Source organism: Eggerthella timonensis, assembly GCF_900184265.1.
Classification (GTDB): domain Bacteria; phylum Actinomycetota; class Coriobacteriia; order Coriobacteriales; family Eggerthellaceae; genus Eggerthella; species Eggerthella timonensis.
Genome location: NZ_FXXA01000002.1, coordinates 3,108,950 through 3,129,697 on the forward strand (window position 1 = coordinate 3,108,950; position 20,748 = coordinate 3,129,697).

Here is a 20,748-nt window from a genome sequence, read left to right on the forward strand (position 1 = left end):
AACGGTTCTCGAAGCCATTTTTCGCAAAGCCGTGGAAAAGGGCCAGGTCAGGTTTTTCCATCACTATAAAATCGTTCATAACTGCGATTTCGTGCTAAGCGAACCGTCAGGCGCACGCCGCAGCCATCGGCTCGCTTCACGCCGGGAACAGCGTGTACGCGGTCCCCTCGGGAGCGGCGCAGGTGCGGATGCTCACGCCGAAGGCCCGCTCGATGGCGCCGGTTTCCAGCACCTCTTCCACCGTGCCGGACGCGGTGGCGCTCCCGCGCTCCATGACGAGCAGGCAATCGGAGTACCGCAACGCCAGGTCGAGGTCGTGGATGACCATGACGACGGTCTTGCCCGCCTCGACGTTCAGGCGTCGCACGAGCTCCATCGTCTCGTGGCAGGCGCGGATGTCGAGGTAGGTGGTGGGCTCGTCGAGCACGATGAGGTCGGTGTCCTGCGCCAGCGTCATGGCGATGAACGCGCGCTGACGCTCGCCGCCCGACAGCCGACGCAGCTCGTGCGCGCGGAACCGCGCGACGTTCGCCAGCTCGAGCGCGCGCTCCACCTGCTCGCGGTCCTCGCGCGAGAGCCTCCCCTGATGCGCCTGGTACGGGTAGCGCCCGCACGCCACGAGCGCCTCCACCGTCATCGCCGGCGGGCGGCTGGCCTGCGCCAGCACGGCCACGCGACGCGCACGCTCCTTCGCCTTGAGCGACAGGGTGGCCACGCCGTCGATGCGCACCTCCCCCGCCTGCGGGCGCAACAGCCCGTCGATGAGCTTGATCATCGTGGACTTCCCGCAGCCGTTCGGCCCCACGACGCTCGTCACCGCGCCGTGGGGGAACGCGGCGCTCAACCCCTCGATGAACGGCTCCTTGCCGTAGGAGAACGACACGTCGCGCACCTCGATGGCTGCGGCGCGCGTGTCATCAGCGCTAATCAAGGGAACCCCTCCTGTTCTTCAAGATGAGGTAGATGAAGAACGGCCCGCCGAGAAACGCCATGAGGATGCCCACGGGCACCTCGTAGGGCGCGAACAGCACGCGCGACAACAGGTCGCACACGACGACGAACGCCGCGCCGCATACGGCGGACAGCGGCAGCACGATGCGGTTGTCGTGCCCGACGAAGAACCGCACGAGGTGCGGGATGATGAGCCCCACGAACCCGAGCAGGCCCGCGAAGCTTACGGCCGCGCCCGCCAGCACGGCGGCAAGGCCGAGCATGGCGAGCCTCGTCGCCCCCACGTTCATCCCGAGCGCATGCGCCGTGTCGTCGCCGAGGGCCATGATGTTGAGCTTGCCCGCCGAGAGCAGCGCCACGGCCAGGCCTCCCAGGATGTAGGCCGCCGGCCACGCGAGGTCGTCCATGAGCACGCCGGCCAGGCCTCCCACGAGGAACGCCGACGAGCCGACGTAGGCGTCGGGGTTCACGATGAGGATGGTGTTCATGCCCGCGCCGAACACCGATGTGATGGCGATGCCGGCCAGCACCACGGTGAGCCTCGACGTGCTCGCGCCCAGCGAGATGCCGAAGATGATGAGCGCCGTGGCGAGCGCCCCGAGGAAGGCCGCGAGCGGCGGCAGCCACAGCACGCTGGGGAACACGCTGGCCGCGATCAGCACGAACAGTCCGGCGCCGGAGTTGATGCCGATGATGTTGGGGCTGGCCAGCGGGTTGTCCAGCACGGCCTGGATGATGGCGCCCGCCACGGCCAGCGCCCCTCCCGCCAACAGCGCCGAAAGCACGCGCGGCAGGCGCACGTTCACGAGGATGCTCTTCGCCGACGCGCTCACGTCGCCGCCGGTCGCCCAGGCGACGAGGTCGCCCAGGCTCACCGACGACGAGCCCACGAGGAACGCCGCCGCCGTCACGCCCGCGAGGACGGCGGCGGAGACGACGATGGCGAGCGGCGCCGCCTTCTCACGGTTGAACGGGGTCACCGGACAGCCTTCCGCCTACGCGTACAGCGCGTCGAACAGCACCTGGTAGCTCTCGTCCCAACGCTCGTTCGGCTTGTACTGGAACAGGTGCGGGTCGAGCGCGACGTAGCGGCCGTTCTGCACCGCGTCGAGGGTCGACCAGGCGGGGTTCGCCGCCGTCTGGTCCTCGAGCGCCTTCATGGCCGCGGCGTCGTCGTTGCCCATGGGCACCACGAAGATGAAGTCGGGGTTCATCTCGATGATCGATTCCAGGCTGAAGTCCTTGAGCAGGCTCGGGTTCTCGTCCGCCAGGTTCTTCACGCCGAGGTCGGCCAGCATGGAGCCCGTCATCGTGGAGGACGCCTGCACGCGGGTGCCGCCCGAGAACGTGGTCAGTACGAGGGCCGTAGGCGCCTCGCCGGCGGGCACCTGGGCCGTGATCGCGTCGATGCGATCAGCCGTGGCCTGGGCGTTCTGCTCGTAGAGGTCGTCGCGGCCCGTGATGTCGCAGCAGGTGCGCAGCATGCGCTCGTAGTCGGCGAACGTCGTCACCTGGAAGCACGCAACCGGGATGTTCGACGCGGCGAGGGCCGCCTTGAGGTCGGCTTGGTTCGAGTCGCCGCCGCGGCCGCCCGAGCCGCTCGTCATGATGACGAAATCGGGCTCGAGCGCGATGATGGCCTCGAGGTTCGGGTTCGCGAAGTCGCCCACCTTCTGCACGTTCTCGGATTTCAGGTCGTAGTCCGACAGCGTGAACGCGTCGTCGGAGGCGCCCACGAGCGTGCCGCCCGCAAGCTCCCACATGCTGGCGAAGCTGCCCATGCACGCCACCACGCGCTGCGGGTTCTCCACGGTCACTTCGGCGCCCGTGTCGTCGGTGAACGTGACCGCGCCGACCTGCGAGGCCTGCCCGGCCTCCGCCTGCGGGGCGCCCGCCTCGGCTTCGGCTTTCGGCTGCGCGGTCGAGCAGCCGGCGAGGATCATCGTCGCGGCCAAGGACGCGGCGACGGCAGTGGGAACGATGCGTTGGGAGATGATGGTCATGAGGGGTCCTTTCGATGCCGATGGTCTAGACGGCAGCCGCTACCAAAGCGTTGCCGTGGGCGCAGTAGTCGTCCTGAGCGAGGATATCGCCTTCGTGGTAGTAGGCGGCCCGGGCGCGGCAGCCGCCGCAGCCTTGCGCGTAGTCGCATGTGCCGCACGAGCCGGAGTAGGCCTGGGTGCGCAGCTTCTCGAACACGGGGCTCGTCTTCCATATCTCGTCGAAGGGCTGCGCGCGCACGTCGCCCGCCTCCTCGGTCATGTAGGCGCAGGGGCGCACGATGCCCTCGCTGCCGATGACGCAGTACGTAAGGCCCGCCAAACAGCCGCGCTCGAAGCGCGTGTCCACGCCGAGCTGCTTCGCCACGCGCGTGAACTGGGGCGCGCACGTGGGCTTCACGTCGATCGGCACCTCGGCCGCCTTGCGCATGATGTCGTTCAGCAGACGCTCGTTCTCCAGCACCTCGAGCGACGTCTCCTGGATGAACTTGCCGCGGCCCACGGGGATGAGGAAGAACACGTAGTGGGCCATCGCGCCGATCTCGACGGCGAAGTCGGTGATGGCGCACACCTCGTCGCGGTTCCAATCCACCACGGTGGTGTGCAGCTGGAACGGCAGGCCGGCCTGCTTGCAGGCCTCGATGCCCGCCATGGTGAGGTCGTAGGCGTGCTCGAGCCCGCGGAACTTGTCATGCTTGGCCGCGTCGAGGCTGTCCACCGAGATGCCCATGGCGCAGGCTCCGGCCTCCTTCAGTCGGCGTGCCACCTCGGGCGTGATGAGCGTGCCGTTCGAGCCGAACACGGGTCGCAGCCCGTTGCCGGCCGCGTGCGCCACGAGCTCGTAGATGTCGGGGCGCATGAGCGGCTCGCCACCCGAGAAGATCATCACCTTGAAGCCGGCGCGGGCGATCTCGTCGATCATCTTCTTGCCCTCGTCGGTCGAGAGCTCCTGGTCGGTGGCCTCCTCGGCATCCTGGTAGCAATGGACGCATTTGAGGTTGCACTTGTTCGTCGTCATCCACGACACGAGCATGGGCGTATCCTTTCTTCGTTACGGCGGCGCCTTCTCGACGGCGCTGCCGTGGTTGCTGAGATCGGGCGAGGGTATGACGTGCCGTGCGGGTGCCGCAAAGGGAGGTAGGAGAGATGAGGTTTGCGGCGCCCGCACGGCGCCAAGATCGCGGCCTACTCGGCCGGATCGGGGTTTGAGCGATAGGAGGCGACGATGGCTTCCAGGTGGTCGAACACCGCTTGGCGCAGCTCGTCGAACGATCCGTCGCCGCCCGCATGCGGGGCGATGTTCTCCATGAGGATGAAGTTCTGCTCGGTGCGCGCCGTGTCCTGCTCCATATCGAGGTCGAGGTAGCGCTTGGCCAGCTCGCGATTGCGCTCGCTGTCCACGGGCTCGCCGGCGGGCATGAGGCGGATGGTATCGGCGATCAGCTCGTGCCACTTCGACACGGACTCGCCGCGCGCCACCTGCTCCTCGGCGGCCTCCTCGGCAGCCGGGGCGTCGTCGCGGATGCAGGTGAGGCGCCAGAAGAACTGGCTCTCGCCCTGGCAGCGCTCGATGGTGTCGGCCATGGCCTCCCAGTTCACGGACGATTCGGCAAGCGACTCGTCGTGGAGGGAGCGCAGGGTGGTCATGCGCTTGAACAGCGACTGGAACTGCTCTTCGATGGCGTCCATCTGCTCGTCGGCCAGCTCCTGCAACGCGGCCGACTCGCGGTAAAGAGCTGCATCGGATTTGATCTGGGCCAGCGACAGCCCGAGGTACTTCAAGGTCAGAATGCGATACAGATCTTTCACGTTGTCGTCGGTGTACAGACGCTGGTTCTGCGGGCCCTTCGCCGACGGCGACAGCAGGCCCTGTTGGTCGTAGTACTGGATGGTGCGCACCGTCACGCCGACGCGCCGCGCCAACTCGCCGATAGTCAGGTAGTTCTGATCGGTCATGGATGCTCCTTTGCGATTGCCGCGAAGCGCCGGCCGTCGCATGCTCGTCTCTCGGTCTTGCCGCGCGCCCCCGCGCGCTCGAACTGCAATCGAGCATACGCGATGACGCTACGTCACCGTCAACGGTCTACAGAAGATAGCGACAAAAATCGGGGAAATCCCTAAGCGAGACGCTGAACGCGCGGATCCCCTCCCCGCACGCGCACGCATGTATGCATGCGCGCTGTCGGTCGAAACACACGGTTTTCAGGGAAAAAGCGCGTGTATCGACCGACGACGGCCCCGCATCAACCGGCCGAGCGCGCTGGCGAAAAAAACGCGTCCCAAGCGGGACGCGTTTCATGCACATTGAACGAGAGGCGATTTGCGCGCTAGTCGATTTCCTCGAACTCGAAGGCGTCGTCGGCATCGCCGAAGCCCGACAGGTCCTTCTCGACGCCGGAGGGCGTCGGCGTGGCGGGAGCCACCACGGCGCCCGTCGTCGCCTGCGGCACGGAGTACGCGCCGGCGCCGTCGCGGTTGATGGGAGCCTGGGCCGGTGCCGTCACGCGGCCCGTGGCGCTGGCCTCCACCACGTCGATCGTACGCGCATGGGCGCTGACCGGCATGGGAGCGGGCACGTCGCCGCCGATCTCGGCCAGCTTGCGCGTGGCGTCGCCGATAAAGTCGGTGAGCAGATCCTTGTAGTCCTCGCGCACGTCCTCGCGGTCGTCCTCGAGCTTCTTGATGGCGTCGAGCACCTTCTGGCGCTCGGCCTCGGCCTTGTCCACGATGCGCGTGCCCTCGTCCTCGGCATCCTTGATGGTGGCCGCGGCCTGCGCGTTCGCGTTCGCGATGATCTCGTCGGCGGAGCGCTGCGCGATGATGAGGGCCTGGGCGATGGCGTTGTCGTCGGCTTTCTTCGCCTCGAGCTGGCGCTCGAGGTCGGCGATGCGCTCGTCCTTCTCGGCCAGCGCGGCGTCGTCCACCACGACGGCGGGAGCCTCGACGCGAGCCGGCGTATCGAAGCCGTCGAACTTGCGGTCGTCCAGCTGATTCTCGAGCTGGGCGATCTGGGCGTTCATGCCGTCGATCTCGTCGGCGACATGCTCGAGGAACACGTCGACTTCGTCGACGTCGTAGCCCTTGCGGTCGATCGAGAAGCTCTGGTTGTGTATCTCAGCCGAGGTGATAGCCATCTGTAGTCCCTTCGTCTTGTTCGCGTGCGAACATGATTCTACGCATTAAAACAAGTTTATCAGTAAACGTACTCCTAATTGTAATACAAGCAGCGCAATGATGGGCGTAACGTCCACCATACCTCCAAGCGGGGGTATCAGCTTCCTAAAGAGGTTGAGGTACGGATCGCACACTTTGGCCAGTACCCGGTTGATGTCCGCCAAGATGCCCCGATCCGTGGGAAACCACGACATGAGCACGTAGACGAACAGCACCATACTGTACGCGTCGGCAAGCGACACGATAAGGTATTTGATGCTCAACATGCGTTTTACTCCTTAGAACGTCGGTCGGCCGCGGCCGCGCCGGCGGAAATCGAATGCGGAATCACAGCACGCCCTGCCCGCGCAGGCTCATGCGCTCGGCATCGGTGAGCGCCGCGCCGCGCGAGATGACGAACACCTTGTCGGCCACGCAGTCCACGCTGGCGTCGAGGGCGCTCGACACGCCGAACGAGAAGTCGAGGATGCGCTTCGACAGGTTGTCGGGCGTGTTGCGCAGCGCGAGCACCACCACGTCGCCCGCCTTGAGCGCCTTGGCGATGCGCTCCACCTCGCTGTAGCTGGCCGGTTTGAGCACGGTGACCGAGCGGGAGGGGTTGTGCTTCGCAGCGCCCGCGCCCGCGTAGGCGTCGAACGGATCGAACGAGGCGGTCGCGGTGGTCGTGGCGGTCGCGGTGGCCACGGTGGCGCCGGAGGCGGTGGTGGTCGTCTGCACGGAGCCGCTCGTGACGGGGGGCATCGAGCCCAGCGTATCGTCGGCCGTGGAGGTGAACAGCGAGTTCAGGCTTTCCGAGCGCTCGCGGTTCGCCGCGGCGGTCGCGCGGGCGATCGGCGTGTTCGCCGGCGCGGGTTGCGCCGCGTCCACCATCGTGCGATCGCCGCGATAGGAGCCGCTCGCCGAGGTCACGCGGCGCGGCGGCAGCGGATCTCGGTTGAGGCTCTCGGGCACCTGGGTATGCGCGCGCACGTCGTCGATGGACACGAGCTTCGGAGGCGTCACGGACGAGCCGCGCGCCGAAGAGCGCGCGCGCGAGGCGCGCGCGGGGCGCGACGTCACGGGCGCGTAGGGCTCGTAGCGCGAGCCGGGAGCGTCGTCGGCGGGGAAATCGTCCTCGTTGTAGTCGGGGCCGTATTCGCCGTACTCTTCGCTGTAGTCGTCGAACCCCTCGTCGTAATAGCCGTCGTCGTAGCTCTGGTTGGCGTCGGCGAAACCGAGTTTCGACTTGATTCCCTCGAGCATTCCGTGCTCCGATTTCTTGATCTTTGGCAGCTCCATACCGTTCACCTGCTTCGTTTCTTATCCGGCGGTCAAGCCGCCGCTGCGTTCAGCGTCATGGCCGCGCCGCGCGCTCACGCGTGCGCGATGCCCTCGAAAGCGTCGTCGAACAGGGCTCGCCCGATGCGCACTATGGTAGCGCCCTCGGCTATCGCCTCGTGCCAGTCTTCGCTCATACCCATAGAAAGCTCATCGAATACCGCAGCCCGCTCGGCGTCGAGGCCGCGCCGCAGGTCGTCGCGCAGACGGGCCAAGTCCGCGAAGCAGGCGCGGGCGCGACGGGCATCGCCCTGGGGCGCCATCGTCATGAGGCCGCGCACGCGCACGTGCGGGAAGCCCTCGCAGTACGCGAGCATGTCGGCCGCCTCGCTCGGGGCGAGGCCGCTCTTGCTCTTTTCGCCCGACACGTTCACCTCGAGCAGCACGTCGATCACCTTGCCCGCAGCCGCGGCCGCCGCGTCGAACTTCGGCACGTGGCGCTGCTGGCACAGCGAGTGCACGAGCGTGGCATCGCGCACGATGTCGGGGATGCGACGCGACTGGATGTTGCCGATGAAATGCCAGGTCTGCCGGGGAAAGCGCGCGTGCTTCTCCACGAGGGAGTCCGGGCGGTTCTCGCCGAAGTCGTGCGCCCCGGCCTCGATGGCCTCGGCTACTTTGTCGGGCCCCACCGTCTTCGACACCGCCACCACGACCACGTCGCGCGGGTCGCGCCCGCACGCCTCGCAGCAGGCGGCCGCCTCGGCGACGGTGCGCTCGTAGCGCTCCTTGAATCCCATGACGATCATCCCGCCTTCCGAAATGCCACCGCGCCATGGCGGCCGCAGGTGCCGCCCGCAGCGCGGTAGGAAAAGTATGCGTCGCTCGAGCACGCCGTGCACACCCCGGCGTCGGCCACCCGCGCGCGGTCGATGCCGGTCTCCTCGAGGCCGAGCGTCAGCGCCTCCAGGAGGTCGACATGGCGCTCGTCGGGGATGCAGGCGGATCCGAAGCGGTCCTCGAAGCGCTTGCGCACGTCGGGACCTGTCTCGAAGCAGGCCGCGTGGATGTGCGGGCCCACGTACACGTTGTATGCGCTTGCGGCGCGTTCGCCCAGCTCGGCGGCATCGGCACGCGCGAGCATGCGGACGGCCTTCGCGGCCACGCCGTTCTCCACGCCGCGCCATCCCGCATGCGCCACCGCGAAGCGTCCCGTAGGCGACACGACGATCACGGGCACGCAATCGGCGAAGCACAGCAGCGCCGCCACGTTCGCGACGTGCGCGACGAGGGCATCCGCCCCCGCGCGCGCCGCGTCGCGCGCGGCGTCGAGCGCCTTCGGCGACGCATCGTCGAGTTCCACCACCGCATCGCCGTGCACCTGGCTCGGCACCACGAGCGGCACGTCGGCCGCGTCGAGGGCCTCCATCAGAAGCGCACGGTTGCGCTCGACGGCCCCCGCGTCGTCGCCCACATGGTTGCCCAGGTTGAGCGCGGCGTACGGGCCCTCGCTCACGCCGCCCTCGCGCCCGGTGAACGCGATGCGCACGCCCGTGCGCTCGAACAGGGCGTCGTCGGTGAGCGCAGGAAGAAGACGCGCGCCGAATCGGCGCGCGGTCATCTTCGGGATGGGCAGTTGTCCGGTCGCGACCATCAAGCGACCGCTCCTTACCGCTGGCGCTTCAGGAAGTCGGGGATGTAGTCCTCGTCGGCGAAGCGGCCGTCGCGCGACGTCGTGGAGAACGTCACGGGAGGAGCGGACGGCATCGGCTCGGGCGCCGTCGTGGAGGCGAACAGGTCCTTGCGCGAGAAGTCCATGGAGGACTGCTGCGAAGAACCCATCTTAAAACCCGTGGCGATCACCGTGATGCGCACCTGATCCTGCATGCCCTCGTCGATGATCTGGCCGTAGATGATGTTGGCGCTCTCGTCGGCGCAGGCTTCCACCGTGCGCGCCGCCGCGTCCACCTCGGTGAGCGTGAGGTCGGGGCCGCCGGCGATGGAGAACAGCACGCGCGACGCGCCCGCGATAGACGCTTCGAGCAGGTTGGAGTTCGTCGCCTGCTGGGCCGCGTCGAGGGCGCGGTTCTCGCCGGAGGCGAGGCCGATGCCCATCATGGCCGTGCCGGCGTCCTTCATGACGGTGCGGATGTCGGCGAAGTCGAGGTTGATGAGGCCCGGGATGGTGATGAGGTCCGTGACGCCCTGGATGCCCTGGCGCAGCGTGTCGTCGGCGATGCGGAACGCGTCGAGCATGCTCGTCTTCTTGTCGACGATCTCGAGCAGGCGGTCGTTCGGGATGACGATGAGCGTGTCGACTTTCTGGGACAGCAGGTCGATGCCCTGGTCGGCCTGGTTGCGGCGGGTGCGGCCCTCGAAGGAGAACGGCTTGGTGACGATGCCCACCGTCAGCGCGCCGATTTCCTCGCGGGCGATCTCGGCGATGATGGGCGCTGCGCCCGTGCCGGTTCCGCCGCCCTCGCCGGCCGTGACGAACACCATGTCCGCCTCGGCGAGCGCCTCGCGGATCTCCGCACGGCTCTCTTCGGCCGCCTGGCAGCCAACCTCGGGGTTCGCGCCGGCGCCGAGGCCGCGCGTCAGCTCTTCGCCGATGTGGATCGTCTTGTCGGCATCCGACATGAGCAGAGCCTGTCGGTCCGTGTTGACGGCGATGAACTCGACTCCTCGCACGCCCGCTTCGACCATGCGGTTCACGGCATTCGTGCCGCCGCCACCGACGCCGACGACCTTGATGACCGCCAAATGCTCGGAACCTATCTTGTTTGGCATTGTATCCTCCACACCTGCTGCGTTTTCAAATGCTGCGTTTCCCTTCAGGGCACAGTTCACGTGCGGTTATTGTACACGATGCTCAACCATTTGCAAATTACGCTGCGGTAATGAAATGCGTACATCCACAGATATAGCGAATGAGCCGGGTAAGCGGAAACATCGGGGAGCCGCCGCCGCGTGCGCGACGACGCGACGCCGCGCACCTCCCTGCCGCTCGTCGTGGTCGGGCGACCGTTGGCGAAACGGGCGACCCGCTCGCAAACCCGCGATGCGCCATTCGCATTTCCCGTTCGCCCGCGGCGGCGCCGACGCTATATCTTAGAACCGCCGCAATGCGGCAGCCAGCTGGCGGGCAGCGCACATCCGCGACAGTAAAAGGAGTCTCACCATGGCTCATCTCGCTCTCACGTCCTACAAAGTCTAGGCGCCCGCGCGCGTCGAACGGGCGCGACTCCCCCTCTTTCTTACACGCATACGCTTTTCCAGGTCCCCTCGCGGGGTCGGGCGAAGCTTGTACCGAAAGGAAGCACCCCATGCCCTGGTTCGATCAAGCGCCCTGGCTCGTCGCCCTGGCGCCGTTCCTCGGTCTGTTCCTTTCCGCATGCACGAAGCGAACAGACCCTTTCCTCACCGACGACCGGGTGTACCGCCACGATGCGCCCGCGCGCCTATCCCATTGGACCCACGGCATCGGCACCGCCGTGTGCCTCGCCTCGGGCATCGTCTTGGGGCTCCGGTTCACCCCGGCGTTCGTCGACGACGGCCCCGCTGCCGTCCTGTGGCAGAACGTCCACTTCGCAGCCGCAGTCGTGTTCCTGTTCGGGACGTTCTACTACTTGGGCAACACGATCATCTCGCGATGGCGCCTGCGCGAGCATTTGCCCACGAAGAACGTGATCGCCTACACCGTCCGCCATTACGGGCTGCTCGTGGGCATCAAGAAGTTCACGATGCCGCCCGAGGACAAGTACTTCGAAAGCGAGAAGGCCGCCTACGTGATGGCCGTGGTCACCGCCGTGCTCTTGGTGGTTTCGGGCCTGTTCAAAGCACTGGCGCACGTGGTGCTCACCCTGCCCGACGGTTTCATGAACGTCATGTTCTGGGTGCACGACATCGCCGCCGCCCTCATGCTGGTGTTCCTGGCCGCGCACGTGTTCTTCGCCGTCATCGCGCCGTTCTCATGGAAGACGTTCCCCTCGATGCTGATCGGGTGGATGCCGCGCAGCGAGGCGCAGAAGGAGCATGCGGGCTGGATGGAGCGGCTCGAGCGCGAACAGCTCGAGCGCGGGGCGGACGAGTCCGCGCACGAGCGCGGCGAGCGCACGGCCGCACAAGATACGACAGGAGCCGCGGCGCGCACTGCAACCGCCGACGGCGCACAAGGGAGATGAGCGAAATGACTGAGACGAACCAGCGCGAATGCGACGCGCAGCAGAAGGGCGACCTTTCGAGGCGCCAGTTCATCGCCGGCATCGGCGGGTTGGGAATCGGCGCCATCCTGGGCGGCGGCATCACGGCGCTGCTGCTGCCCGACGACGTGTACGCCATCGAGGCGAGCCAGGGCTACCTGCTCGTGGACGCGAAGAAGTGCGCCGGCTGCGAGACGTGCGTCATCTCGTGCTCGCTCGCGCACCTCGGCCGCATCAACACCTCGCTTTCGCGCATCCAGGTGATGAAGAACGCGCTGGGCAGCTTCCCTGCCGACGACGTCGCGCAGAACCAATGCCGCCAGTGCCCCTACCCCTCCTGCGTGGAAGCCTGCCCCGTGGGCGCCATGCACGCCGATCCGGAGACGGGCGTGCGCCTCGTGGACGAGGGCAAATGCATCGGCTGCGAGCGTTGCGTCGAAGCGTGCCCCTTCACGCCGTCGCGCGTGCAGTGGAACTTCGAGGACAAGCACGCGCAGAAGTGCGACCTGTGCAAGAACACGCCGTTCTGGGACGAGGCGGGCGGCGTCGGCGGCAAGCAGCTGTGCGTGGAGATCTGCCCCATGAAGGCCATCACCTTCACCAACGTGCTGCCCGTCCAGACCGACGAGGGCTACACGGCGAACCTGCGCAACGCCCACTACCTGGAAATCGGCCTGCCGAGCGACGACGACGCGCGCATCGCGCCGGCGCAGCTGGGCTACGGAGCCGGCGGAACGGCGGCCCAGGCGGCAGCCGGATCGAACGAGAAGTAGGAGGAGCATTATGACCGAACACTACGGCTACGCCGGCAAGATACTCATCGTGAACCTGACCGAGCGCACCTCGGAGACGATCGACACCGAGCCCTACATCGAATGGGTGGGCGGCCACGGGATGGCCTCGAAGCTGTTCTGGGACTACTGCGAGGACAAGACCGTGGAGGCCGTCGATCCGAAGAACGTGCTCGTGTTCGCCACCACGCCGTTCTCGGGCGCCGTGGTCCCGGCCGCGTCGGCGCGCTGCGAGTTCACGGGCATCAGCCCGTTCTCGCTGCCCGAATGGTACAACCGCTCCAGCATGGGCGGCCGCCTGGCCGGCATGATGAAGGAAGCGGGCTTCGACGCGTGCGTCGTGCGGGGCAAGGCCGACGCCCCCGTGTGGATCAGCGTGGTGAACGACCAGGTGACCTTCAACGACGCCGCCGACCTCTGGGGCCTCGACACCTTCGAGTGCCAGGAGAAGATCTGGGACGAGGTGACCCACGGCACCGCCCCCGGCTCCTGGTACGAGCTGACGCAGGGCCGCGACGGCGGGCGCACGACGCAGCGCCCCTCCGTCATCTGCATCGGGCCGGCCGGCGAGAACCTTGCGCGCGTGTCGTGCATCGTGCACGACGCCGGCCACGTGACGGGCCAGAGCGGCTTCGGCGCGGTGTTCGGCGCGAAGAACCTCAAGGCCATGAGCTTCATCGGCTCGAAGAGCATCCCCATCGCCGACCCCGCCGCGCTCGTGCGCCTGCGCCTCGAGGTGCAGGAGAAGTTCGGCTACGACATCGACGCCGGCAAGGTGCCGGGCGCGCCGGGCAGCCCGGGCGCCGCGGCCACCGTGCTGGACACGAGTCCCACGGTGTCGCGCGCCGAGGGCTGCCGCGGGTGCTTCAAGAACTGCCGCAACCTCTACCCCGGCGGCGTGGGCAACGAGCTGACCTGCTCGGCCGGCCTGTACTTCACCGACTCGGGCAAGATCGACGAGCAGCTGGCCGCCTACAGCCTGCTGTCGAAGCTGGGCTTGAACGGCTACGAGATCGACATGCCCGTGTACCTGCACAACCTGTACAAGATGGGCGTCATGGGCAAGGGCAAGGACATCGACACCGACCTGCCCTTCGAGCAGTACGGCACCTACGCGTTCATCGAGGAGCTGCTGATGCGCATCGCCTACCGCCGCGAGATCGGCGACGATTTGGCCGAGGGCATCGCGCGCGCCGCGCAGAAGTGGGGGCGTTGGGACGAAGACACGTCCTCGGGCCTGCTCGCGCGTCCGAACTGGGGCTACTGCGAGCACAACGAACCGCGCGCCGAGGTGGAGTGGAGCTACGGCAGCATCTTCAGCGAGCGCGACATCAACGAGCACGGCGTGCACAACGCGGTGTACAACACCTCCATCATGGCGGTGCTCACCGGCGCCGAGCCGCCCGTGTCGGCCGAGAACATGGCCAAGCAGCTGGCCGACCAGTCCGGCCTGGGCGACCCGCTGTGCTTCGACTGGAGCGAGGAGGGCATCTACTCCGACGCGCGCGTGCGCGAGATCCACTGGAACCGCGCCTACGGGCGCTTCTGGCTGCAATCGCTCGGCATGTGCGACTGGGTGTGGCCGAACTTCGTCAGCCGCAAGCACACCGCCGAAACGGGCTCGACCTACGGCGCCACGCCCGAGTACGAGGTGAAGTTCTTCCAGGCCGTCACCGGGCGCGACCTCTCCTACGAGGAAAGCATCGAGCTGGGGCACAAGTTCTGGGTGCTCGACCGCGCCATCTGGGCGCTTGAGGGCCGTCACCGCGACCAGGAGGTGTTCACGAACTACGTGTACGACGTGAAGACCACGAAGCCCTTCCCGCTCGTGGTGTGCGAAAACGGGACGTGGAGCTACTCGCTGTGCCAGGGCCGCACGCTCGACCGCGACAAGTTCGAGGACTTCAAGACGCGCTTCTACGCCTACGAGGGCTTCGAGGAATCCACGGGGCGGCCGACCCGCGCGGGGCTCGAGGCGCTCGGCCTCGGCTTCGCCGCCGACGCGCTCGACGGCGCCGGGAAGCTGGGAGCGTGATCGACGTGGCCGTTGCAGACGAGCGGGACGACGCGTTCGCCGGGGACGTCGAGGACGTCCCCGGCATGGCCGAGGCGTGCCGGCGCTTCCCGATGCCCACGCCCGACGAGGCAGCCTGGGCGCTGCGCGAGCTTTCCTGGGGAGAGCAGTTCGTGGCCGGCCGGATGGTGCCCTCCAAGGGAGGGTCGGACCTGTACCTGTACAACCTGCACAGCGCCGCCGTGTTCCTGCTCGACCGGGACGAGGCCAACGTGGGCAAGGGCGCCGACCAGATCATCAAGCTCATCGACGTGGACGGGTTCGCCGCATGGGCGCGCGACACGGTGGGCGACGGGGCGCTGGCCGAGGCGATCGAGCGGGAATGCCCGCCCGACGACCCCTACCGCGATCGCCTGGAGGGCGTGCAGCGGCTGCTCGCCCTGCGCATGGTGCAGTACGGCGCCGTGCAGGAGGCGCTGAGCGCCGCCGACGGCGACCAGGCCGAGGAGGCCTGACGGTGGCGGACGACCGGGCGTGCGCGCCGCGGGAGGACTTCCCCCTCCTCGCCGCGCACGCCGCGGGCGCCTCGCCGCTCGCCTACCTCGACAACGCGGCCACCACGCAGAAGCCCGCATGCGTCCTCGACGCGATGGACGGTTTCTACCGCACGGCGAACGCGAACCCGCACCGCTCCGCGCACGCGCTCGCCGACGCGGCGACGCGGGCGTTCGAGGACGCCCGCGCGACGCTCGCGCGCTTCATCGGCGCGTCGCCCGACGAGACGGCGTTCGCGAGCGGGGCGACGCACGCCCTGAACACCGTGGCGTTCTGCCATTGCGCCGAGCGGCTCGAGCCGGGCGACGGCATCGTGCTCACGTTGCTCGAGCATCACAGCAACCTCGTGCCCTGGCAGACCGTGGCGAAGATCACGGGGGCCCGGCTCTCCTACCTCGTGCCCGATCGCGCAGGGTCGATCTCCGACGAGGAGATCGACCGGGTCGTCGGCCCGCGCACGCGCGTCGTAGCCTTCACCGGCATGTCGAACGTGCTGGGCACGGTTCCCCCGATCGAGCGCATCGTCGAGGCGGCGCACGCCTGCGGCGCCGTCGCCGTGCTCGACTGCGCGCAGAGCATCGCGCACGAGCCCCTCGACGTGCGGGCCCTCGACGTCGATTTCGCCGCGTTCTCGGGCCACAAGATGTACGGCCCGACGGGCATCGGCGTGCTGTACGGCAAGCGGGAGCTGCTCGCGGAAACGCCGCCGCTGCTGCGAGGCGGGGGCATGGTGAAGGCGGTCTTCGAGCGCGCGTCCTCGTTCGAGGAGGCGCCGAATCGCTTCGAAGCCGGCACGCAGAACGTGGCCGGGGCCGTGGGGCTGGCCGCGGCGGCGCGCTACCTGGGCGGCATCGGGTTCGACGCCCTGCGAGCGCACGAGCAGAAGCTGACGCGCGCCCTCGTGAGCGGCTTGGACGCCATCCCCTCGGTCAGGCGCTACGGGCCCGGTCCCGACGACGGAGCGAAGCGCGGGGGCATCGTGTCCTTCAACGTGAAGGGCGTGGGCGCCGGCGAGGTCGCGCACGTGCTGGATCGTCGCGGGGTGGCGGTGCGCGCGGGCGCCCACTGCGCCCAGCCCCTGCTCCGCCACATCGGCGTGGAAGCGACCTGCCGCGCCAGCATCGCCGCGTACACCACCGCAGACGACGTCGAGCGCCTCCTCGAAGCCGTGGAGGGAGCGCGCGACGAGGCCGTGGCGCTGGCGACGTCGCGGATGCTGTGAGCCGGCCCGCCCGGGCGCTCGAGCGGAGGGTGCCTAGAGCGCCCTCCAGGTGGGACGGTCCACCACGCGCACGTTGATGTAGGCGAGGCCGTCGGGATGTTCCTTCATGATCTCGAGGCAGACGCGCTCCTTGTCGCGGATGTTGTCCGCGGTGCCGAACACGATCTCCACGCCGCTTTCCAGCGTGAGCATGGTGGATTCGGTCTCGGTGGCCGCCACCTTCTTCACCTGCCCCGCCAGCTCGGTGGTCATGCCGGCCACGATGGCAAGCGCGTTGTTCACGTTCGCGTCCGAGCAGTACGCGCCCACCTCGGGCCGCGTGCCGTAGGGCACGTCGGTGATATGCAGCACGGTGGCGGCGTCCTCGTACACCTTGGGGCTCGTCCGCTTGCCGGCTTCGGAGTTCTGGTCGGGAATGGGCATGAGCCACATGCCGTCCGACGCGATGGCCCACGCCTGCGTCGATTCGGCGTTCTCGGTGGGCACGTCCACCACCGCCGCGATGGTGCGCTCGGTGACGGCCAGCTCGAGCGTGTCCGGGAACACACGGTTCACCGACACGTCCTCCACCCAGGCGTCCTTGAGCAGCCGCTCGCGGATGCCGGCGGCGTCCACGCGCAGCAGCGTGGTGCCGGCGGGCACGCTGGCCAGCTCCGACATGTCGGTGGCCGTGAGGTGCTCCACGCCCGTGACCGACACGTTCTCGATGGCGAACAGGCTGGAATAGTACACGGCGAAGCCGCCGACGACCACCGCGAGCACGCACGCCGCGATGATGCCGATGCGCACGAGGTAGCGACGATAGGTCTTCTGGGCCCGCGACGAGCGCTCGGCGCGGTCGAGGTCGCCCACGCGCACCGAAGACAGCGAGGGACGGCCTTGGCTCGCGCGGCGCTGCGGCAGCTGGCCGCCGGGTATGGCGCGATAGGTGCCGGGCGTCGAGGTGCGCGGCATGCCGCCGCGCGCGGACGGGCGGGGAGCGCCGCTTGCGCCGCGCGCGCTCCTGCCAGCCGAGCCGGAAGCGCGGCTGCTGCGGGAGGTCGCCTTACGCGAACCCGAGGAAGCGGACTTCCGGTTGTAATTCGATGCCATACGTCTCGTACACCTTTGCCTTGACCAGGTTGATCAGTTCTATCACGTCGCGCGCGGTGGCGTCGCCCGTGTTCACGATGAAGTTCGCGTGCACCTCCGACACGCACGCTCCGCCGATGGACAGGCCCTTGAGGCCGGCTTGCTCGATGAGCGCGCCCACCGGGGTGCCCTCGGGGTTGCGGAACACGCTGCCGCACGACGGCAGCGACAGCGGCTGCGTCTTCTTGCGCCGCGCGTGCGACGCCTCCATCTTACCGCGTATGAAGAACGGGTCGGCAGGCTCTACGGAAAGTTCGCATTCGACGATCACCTCGTCTGCTGAAAACGAGCTCGTACGGTAGCCCCACGCGATCTGATCGCCGTCGCGGCGCATAAGCCCCGCCTCCGGCGACAGCGTGGTGACCGACACCACGCGCGAGCCGATCCACTCGTCGCGCGAGCCTGCGTTCATGCGCAGCGCGCCGCCTACGGTGCCCGGCGTGCCCACGGCGAACTCGAGGCCTGCGAGCGAGCGCCGAAACGCCTCCTGCACCACCGACGACAGGGGCACGCCCGCGCCCACGCAGAAGCTGTGCGTGTCCTCGTCGTAGCGGCAGGTCCTGAAATCGCGGCCGAGCGTGATGACGACGCCGGGGAACCCCTCGTCGGCGACGAGCAGGTTGCTGCCCCGGCCGACGGCCACCCACGGCACCTCGCTCGACTCGCACACCGTGACGAGCCGCTTGAGCGCGCCGACGGAGGCCACCTGCACGTAGAAGCGCGCAGGCCCGCCGATACGGTACATGGTATGCCGGGCCATGGGTTCGGACGGGTACACGTCGCCCTCGAACGCGTCGTCGACGAGCAGCGCCTCGAGCGGCGAGGTATGGCGCGCGGTCATCGCCGCATCACGCCTGCTGTCGCGTCGCAGCCGGTGCGGCGGCGGCCGTCTGCGAGAGCGCGTCGACGAGCTGCGGGCCGATGGCGGTGACGTCTCCGGCGCCCATGGTGATCAGCAGGTCGCCCGCGCCCAGCTTGGCGGCGAGGAACGGCACCACCTCGATGCGCCGCGGCACGTAGGCCGCCTCGGGATGGCCCGTGTGGTCGAGCACCACGTTGAGGAACGTCTTGCCCGACACGCCCGGCACGGGCGCCTCGCCCGCCGGGTACACGTCCATGAACGTGACGGCGTCGGCCGCATCGAACGCCCGGCCGAACTCGTCTTTGAGCACCTCGGTGAACAGCGGCGCGCGCGAGTAGCGATGCGGCTGAAACAGCACGTGCACGTGCGCGAAGCCCAGATGCGACGCGGCCTCGATGGTGGCGGCTATCTCGGTGGGATGGTGCGCGTAGTCGTCGACCACGGTGACGCCGGCCGCCTCGCCCACGAGGTCGAAGCGGCGCTTCACGCCGGCGAAGTCGGCGAGCGCGGCCGCGGCCCGGGCCGGGTCGTAGCCGAGCGCCCACAGAAGGCCGACAACGCCGGCGGCGTTCAGCACGTTGTGGCGCCCCGGGTTCTGCTTGATATGCGCGCGCACGACACTCCCGTCGGGCAGCGCGAGCGTGAAATCGCTTCCCACGCCGCTCTGCTCGTAGGCGCTGATGCGCAGGTCGCACGCGTCGTTGAAACCGTAGGTGAACAGGCGCTTGCCCGACGCGCGGGCGACGCGCACGAGCTCGGCGTCCTCGCCGCAGGCCACCACCACGCCCCTGTCGTCGGGAACCGAGCCGATGAACGAGGCGAACTTCTCGTAGATCTCGTCGAGGTCGCGGTAGTGGTCGAGGTGGTCCGCCTCGATGTTCGTCACGAGCACGGCGCGCGGCGACAGGTGCATGAACGACTTGTCGCTCTCGTCGGCCTCCACCACGTAGTGCGCGCCCGTGCCCGAGTGCGCGTTCGTGCCGTAGGCGCGCACGATGCCGCCGATGAGGAACGTCGGGTCCTCCCCCATGCCGTCGAGCACGCTGGCCAGCATGGACGACGTGGTGGTCTTGCCGTGCGTGCCGGCCACCGCGAGCGTCTCGAGGCCCACGCCCAAATGCGCGAGCATCTGGGCGCGATGCCAGATGGTGAGGCCGCGCGCCTTGGCAGCGGCGAGCTCGGGGTTGTTGTCGAGGATGGCGGTGGACACGACGATCACGGGGTCGCCCTCGGGGATGTTCGACGGGTCGTGGCCGATGTGCACGTCGATGCCCGCCTCGCGCAGCTGCTTGGTGTAGCGGCTCTCCTTGAGGTCGGTGCCGCTTACGCGCATGCCCTGGTCGAACGCGACGCGCGCGATGCCGCTCATGCCGACGCCGCCGACGCCGATGAAATGTACCTGATCGATGTGCATGGTGTCCATAGTGCGTCCTCGGTCTCTCTCCTGTACTGCGAACCGCTATTGTACCCTATCGCGCCCGCGCTCAGCGCTGCGCGCGGGCCGCTTCCATGACCGCGTCGGCCAGCAGCCCCGCCGCGTCGCGCGTCTTCTGCGCACGCGCCGCGTCCGCCATGCGCGCGCGGAGGCCCTCGTCCTCGATGAGCTCGCGCAGCTTCTGCGCGAATGCGGGGCCCTCCACGTCGGCGTCGGCCACGAGGTAGGCGGCGCCCGCCTCCACGCACGCCCGCGCGTTCGTGGTCTGGTGGTCTTCCGTGGCGAAGGGGAACGGCACGAGCAGCGCCGGCAACGCGCGGGCCGATATCTCGGCGAGCGAGGTGGCGCCGGCGCGCGACACGACGACGTCGGCCGCGGCCATGGCGTCGCCCATGTGGTCGGTGTAGCCCAGCAGCTGCCAGCGCGCCTCCTGCTCGGGCGCGAGCGCCAGCTGCGCGCGCACCGCGTCGAGCTCCTTGGGGCCGGTCACCTGCACGATGTGCAGGTCGTCGTAGGAAAGAAGCTCGTCCTTGAGCGCCGCGACGGCCTGGTTGAGGTGCCGCGCGCCCAGGCTGCCGCCCGTCACCAGCAGCATGCGCGCGTCCGCGGGCACGCCGAAGCGCGCGCGGCCCTGCTCGCGCGTGGCGGAGAACACGCTTTCCCGCACGGGGTTGCCCGTCACCCGCACGCGGCTCTTGTCGGACAGCGCCTCGGCGGCGTGCTCGTAGGTGAGGCACACGGCGGCGGCTCGCTTCGCGAGGTACTTGTTCGCCATGCCCATGACCGAGTTCTGCTCGTGCACCACCACGGGGATGCCGCGCTGCTCGGCGGCGCGCGCCACGGGGATGCACACGTAGCCGCCGAAGCCCACCACCACGTCGGGCTTGATCTCGTCGAACCAGCGACGCGCGAGAGCCGTGCTCTTCTGGATGGTGAGCACGGCCTTCGGCAGCGTCAGCGGATGGTTGCGGTTGAAACCCTGGGCCTCGAACGGCGTGAACGGGATGCCCGCCTCGCGCACGAGCCGCGCCTCCACGCCCGCAGGCGTGCCGGCGAAGCGCACCTCGCATCCGCGCTCCTCGAGCACGTCCGCCAAGGCGAGCGCCGGGTTGATGTGACCGGCGGTCCCGCCGCCGGAAAGAACGACCAGCATA

Annotated in this window: 20 protein-coding genes; 5 read left to right on the forward strand and 15 right to left on the reverse strand. The window is 68.5% G+C overall.

Going from position 1 to position 20,748, the window contains the following annotated elements; all coding sequences use genetic code 11:
• Positions 1 to 136: 136 nt before the first annotated feature.
• The 11 genes from C1A15_RS13075 to ftsZ all read right to left on the reverse strand — a co-directional run bounded on the left by C1A15_RS13075 (position 137) and on the right by ftsZ (position 10,172).
• On the reverse strand, positions 137 to 931 hold the full coding sequence (locus tag C1A15_RS13075; protein WP_245865029.1) for an ABC transporter ATP-binding protein: 795 nt from the start codon (positions 929 to 931) through the stop codon (positions 137 to 139).
• Positions 924 to 1,931, reverse strand: coding sequence for a FecCD family ABC transporter permease (locus C1A15_RS13080; RefSeq protein WP_101722974.1), 1,008 nt, complete (start codon positions 1,929 to 1,931; stop codon positions 924 to 926). The genes C1A15_RS13075 and C1A15_RS13080 overlap by 8 nt, the downstream gene beginning before the upstream one ends.
• Positions 1,932 to 1,946: 15 nt before the next feature.
• Positions 1,947 to 2,954: an ABC transporter substrate-binding protein gene (locus C1A15_RS13085; protein WP_101722975.1), complete on the reverse strand. Its 1,008-nt coding sequence runs from the start codon at positions 2,952 to 2,954 to the stop codon at positions 1,947 to 1,949.
• A gap of 25 nt (positions 2,955 to 2,979) precedes the next feature.
• The gene (gene nirJ2 / locus C1A15_RS13090) at positions 2,980 to 3,984 is read right to left on the reverse strand and encodes a putative heme d1 biosynthesis radical SAM protein NirJ2 (RefSeq protein ID WP_101722976.1); all 1,005 of its coding nucleotides are present in this window, start codon (positions 3,982 to 3,984) and stop codon (positions 2,980 to 2,982) included.
• A gap of 152 nt (positions 3,985 to 4,136) precedes the next feature.
• The gene (locus C1A15_RS13095) at positions 4,137 to 4,907 is read right to left on the reverse strand and encodes a MerR family transcriptional regulator (protein WP_035585963.1); all 771 of its coding nucleotides are present in this window, start codon (positions 4,905 to 4,907) and stop codon (positions 4,137 to 4,139) included.
• 371 nt (positions 4,908 to 5,278) lie between these two features.
• Complete coding sequence (locus tag C1A15_RS13100) at positions 5,279 to 6,085, reverse strand: DivIVA domain-containing protein (RefSeq protein ID WP_101722977.1); 807 nt, start codon at positions 6,083 to 6,085, stop codon at positions 5,279 to 5,281.
• A gap of 45 nt (positions 6,086 to 6,130) precedes the next feature.
• On the reverse strand, positions 6,131 to 6,391 hold the full coding sequence (locus C1A15_RS13105) for a YggT family protein (RefSeq protein ID WP_101722978.1): 261 nt from the start codon (positions 6,389 to 6,391) through the stop codon (positions 6,131 to 6,133).
• A gap of 61 nt (positions 6,392 to 6,452) precedes the next feature.
• Positions 6,453 to 7,403, reverse strand: coding sequence for a cell division protein SepF (locus C1A15_RS13110; protein ID WP_101722979.1), 951 nt, complete (start codon positions 7,401 to 7,403; stop codon positions 6,453 to 6,455).
• Positions 7,404 to 7,477: 74 nt separating this feature from the next.
• Positions 7,478 to 8,182, reverse strand: coding sequence for a YggS family pyridoxal phosphate-dependent enzyme (locus C1A15_RS13115; RefSeq protein WP_101723799.1), 705 nt, complete (start codon positions 8,180 to 8,182; stop codon positions 7,478 to 7,480).
• Between the two features lie 5 nt (positions 8,183 to 8,187).
• The gene (locus tag C1A15_RS13120) at positions 8,188 to 9,036 is read right to left on the reverse strand and encodes a purine nucleoside phosphorylase YfiH/LACC1 family protein (protein WP_101722980.1); all 849 of its coding nucleotides are present in this window, start codon (positions 9,034 to 9,036) and stop codon (positions 8,188 to 8,190) included.
• A gap of 14 nt (positions 9,037 to 9,050) precedes the next feature.
• Positions 9,051 to 10,172, reverse strand: a complete 1,122-nt coding sequence (ftsZ, locus tag C1A15_RS13125) for a cell division protein FtsZ (protein WP_101722981.1) — start codon at positions 10,170 to 10,172, stop codon at positions 9,051 to 9,053.
• A 536-nt stretch (positions 10,173 to 10,708) separates the two neighbouring features.
• On the opposite strand from ftsZ, the gene C1A15_RS13130 reads away from it, so the two are divergent.
• From C1A15_RS13130 to C1A15_RS13150, 5 genes are read left to right on the forward strand one after another with little or no spacing between them, the layout of a single operon-like run.
• Positions 10,709 to 11,566, forward strand: coding sequence for a cytochrome b/b6 domain-containing protein (locus C1A15_RS13130; protein ID WP_101722982.1), 858 nt, complete (start codon positions 10,709 to 10,711; stop codon positions 11,564 to 11,566).
• Between the two features lie 5 nt (positions 11,567 to 11,571).
• Positions 11,572 to 12,357, forward strand: a complete 786-nt coding sequence (locus tag C1A15_RS13135; protein WP_101722983.1) for a 4Fe-4S dicluster domain-containing protein — start codon at positions 11,572 to 11,574, stop codon at positions 12,355 to 12,357.
• Between the two features lie 10 nt (positions 12,358 to 12,367).
• Positions 12,368 to 14,410, forward strand: a complete 2,043-nt coding sequence (locus C1A15_RS13140) for an aldehyde ferredoxin oxidoreductase N-terminal domain-containing protein (protein WP_101722984.1) — start codon at positions 12,368 to 12,370, stop codon at positions 14,408 to 14,410.
• A complete protein-coding gene (locus C1A15_RS13145) occupies positions 14,407 to 14,904 on the forward strand; it encodes a hypothetical protein (protein WP_245865030.1) in 498 nt (165 codons plus the stop codon). The genes C1A15_RS13140 and C1A15_RS13145 overlap by 4 nt, the downstream gene beginning before the upstream one ends.
• Before the next feature lie 2 nt (positions 14,905 to 14,906).
• Positions 14,907 to 16,166 (forward strand): SufS family cysteine desulfurase, encoded by a 1,260-nt coding sequence (locus tag C1A15_RS13150; protein ID WP_101722985.1) that lies wholly within the window; start codon positions 14,907 to 14,909, stop codon positions 16,164 to 16,166.
• Positions 16,167 to 16,199: 33 nt separating this feature from the next.
• Here the strand turns inward: C1A15_RS13150 and C1A15_RS13155 are convergent, their stop codons facing one another.
• The 4 genes from C1A15_RS13155 to murG all read right to left on the reverse strand — a co-directional run bounded on the left by C1A15_RS13155 (position 16,200) and on the right by murG (position 20,747).
• Complete coding sequence (locus tag C1A15_RS13155; RefSeq protein ID WP_101722986.1) at positions 16,200 to 17,258, reverse strand: cell division protein FtsQ/DivIB; 1,059 nt, start codon at positions 17,256 to 17,258, stop codon at positions 16,200 to 16,202.
• Positions 17,212 to 18,138, reverse strand: coding sequence for a UDP-N-acetylmuramate dehydrogenase (gene murB / locus C1A15_RS13160; RefSeq protein WP_101722987.1), 927 nt, complete (start codon positions 18,136 to 18,138; stop codon positions 17,212 to 17,214). Before murB ends, C1A15_RS13155 begins: the two co-directional genes overlap by 47 nt.
• Positions 18,139 to 18,145: 7 nt before the next feature.
• Positions 18,146 to 19,582, reverse strand: coding sequence for a UDP-N-acetylmuramate--L-alanine ligase (gene murC / locus C1A15_RS13165; protein ID WP_101722988.1), 1,437 nt, complete (start codon positions 19,580 to 19,582; stop codon positions 18,146 to 18,148).
• A gap of 61 nt (positions 19,583 to 19,643) precedes the next feature.
• Entirely contained in the window at positions 19,644 to 20,747 is a 1,104-nt protein-coding gene (murG, locus tag C1A15_RS13170) for an undecaprenyldiphospho-muramoylpentapeptide beta-N-acetylglucosaminyltransferase (protein ID WP_101722989.1), read from the reverse strand.
• Position 20,748: the final 1 nt, after the last annotated feature.

Bases quoted from the DNA above. Each gene is read 5' to 3' on its own strand.
- C1A15_RS13085 (WP_101722975.1), bottom strand. From the start codon at position 2,954: ATGACCATCATCTCCCAACGCATCGTTCCCACTGCCGTCGCCGCGTCC.
- nirJ2 (WP_101722976.1), bottom strand. From the start codon at position 3,984: ATGCTCGTGTCGTGGATGACGACGAACAAGTGCAACCTCAAATGCGTC.
- C1A15_RS13095 (WP_035585963.1), bottom strand. From the start codon at position 4,907: ATGACCGATCAGAACTACCTGACTATCGGCGAGTTGGCGCGGCGCGTC.
- C1A15_RS13100 (WP_101722977.1), bottom strand. From the start codon at position 6,085: ATGGCTATCACCTCGGCTGAGATACACAACCAGAGCTTCTCGATCGAC.
- C1A15_RS13105 (WP_101722978.1), bottom strand. From the start codon at position 6,391: ATGTTGAGCATCAAATACCTTATCGTGTCGCTTGCCGACGCGTACAGT.
- C1A15_RS13110 (WP_101722979.1), bottom strand. From the start codon at position 7,403: ATGGAGCTGCCAAAGATCAAGAAATCGGAGCACGGAATGCTCGAGGGA.
- C1A15_RS13115 (WP_101723799.1), bottom strand. From the start codon at position 8,182: ATGGGATTCAAGGAGCGCTACGAGCGCACCGTCGCCGAGGCGGCCGCC.
- C1A15_RS13120 (WP_101722980.1), bottom strand. From the start codon at position 9,036: ATGGTCGCGACCGGACAACTGCCCATCCCGAAGATGACCGCGCGCCGA.
- ftsZ (WP_101722981.1), bottom strand. From the start codon at position 10,172: ATGCCAAACAAGATAGGTTCCGAGCATTTGGCGGTCATCAAGGTCGTC.
- C1A15_RS13130 (WP_101722982.1), top strand. From the start codon at position 10,709: ATGCCCTGGTTCGATCAAGCGCCCTGGCTCGTCGCCCTGGCGCCGTTC.
- C1A15_RS13135 (WP_101722983.1), top strand. From the start codon at position 11,572: ATGACTGAGACGAACCAGCGCGAATGCGACGCGCAGCAGAAGGGCGAC.
- C1A15_RS13140 (WP_101722984.1), top strand. From the start codon at position 12,368: ATGACCGAACACTACGGCTACGCCGGCAAGATACTCATCGTGAACCTG.
- C1A15_RS13155 (WP_101722986.1), bottom strand. From the start codon at position 17,258: ATGGCATCGAATTACAACCGGAAGTCCGCTTCCTCGGGTTCGCGTAAG.
- murB (WP_101722987.1), bottom strand. From the start codon at position 18,138: ATGACCGCGCGCCATACCTCGCCGCTCGAGGCGCTGCTCGTCGACGAC.
- murC (WP_101722988.1), bottom strand. From the start codon at position 19,582: ATGGACACCATGCACATCGATCAGGTACATTTCATCGGCGTCGGCGGC.
- murG (WP_101722989.1), bottom strand. From the start codon at position 20,747: ATGCTGGTCGTTCTTTCCGGCGGCGGGACCGCCGGTCACATCAACCCG.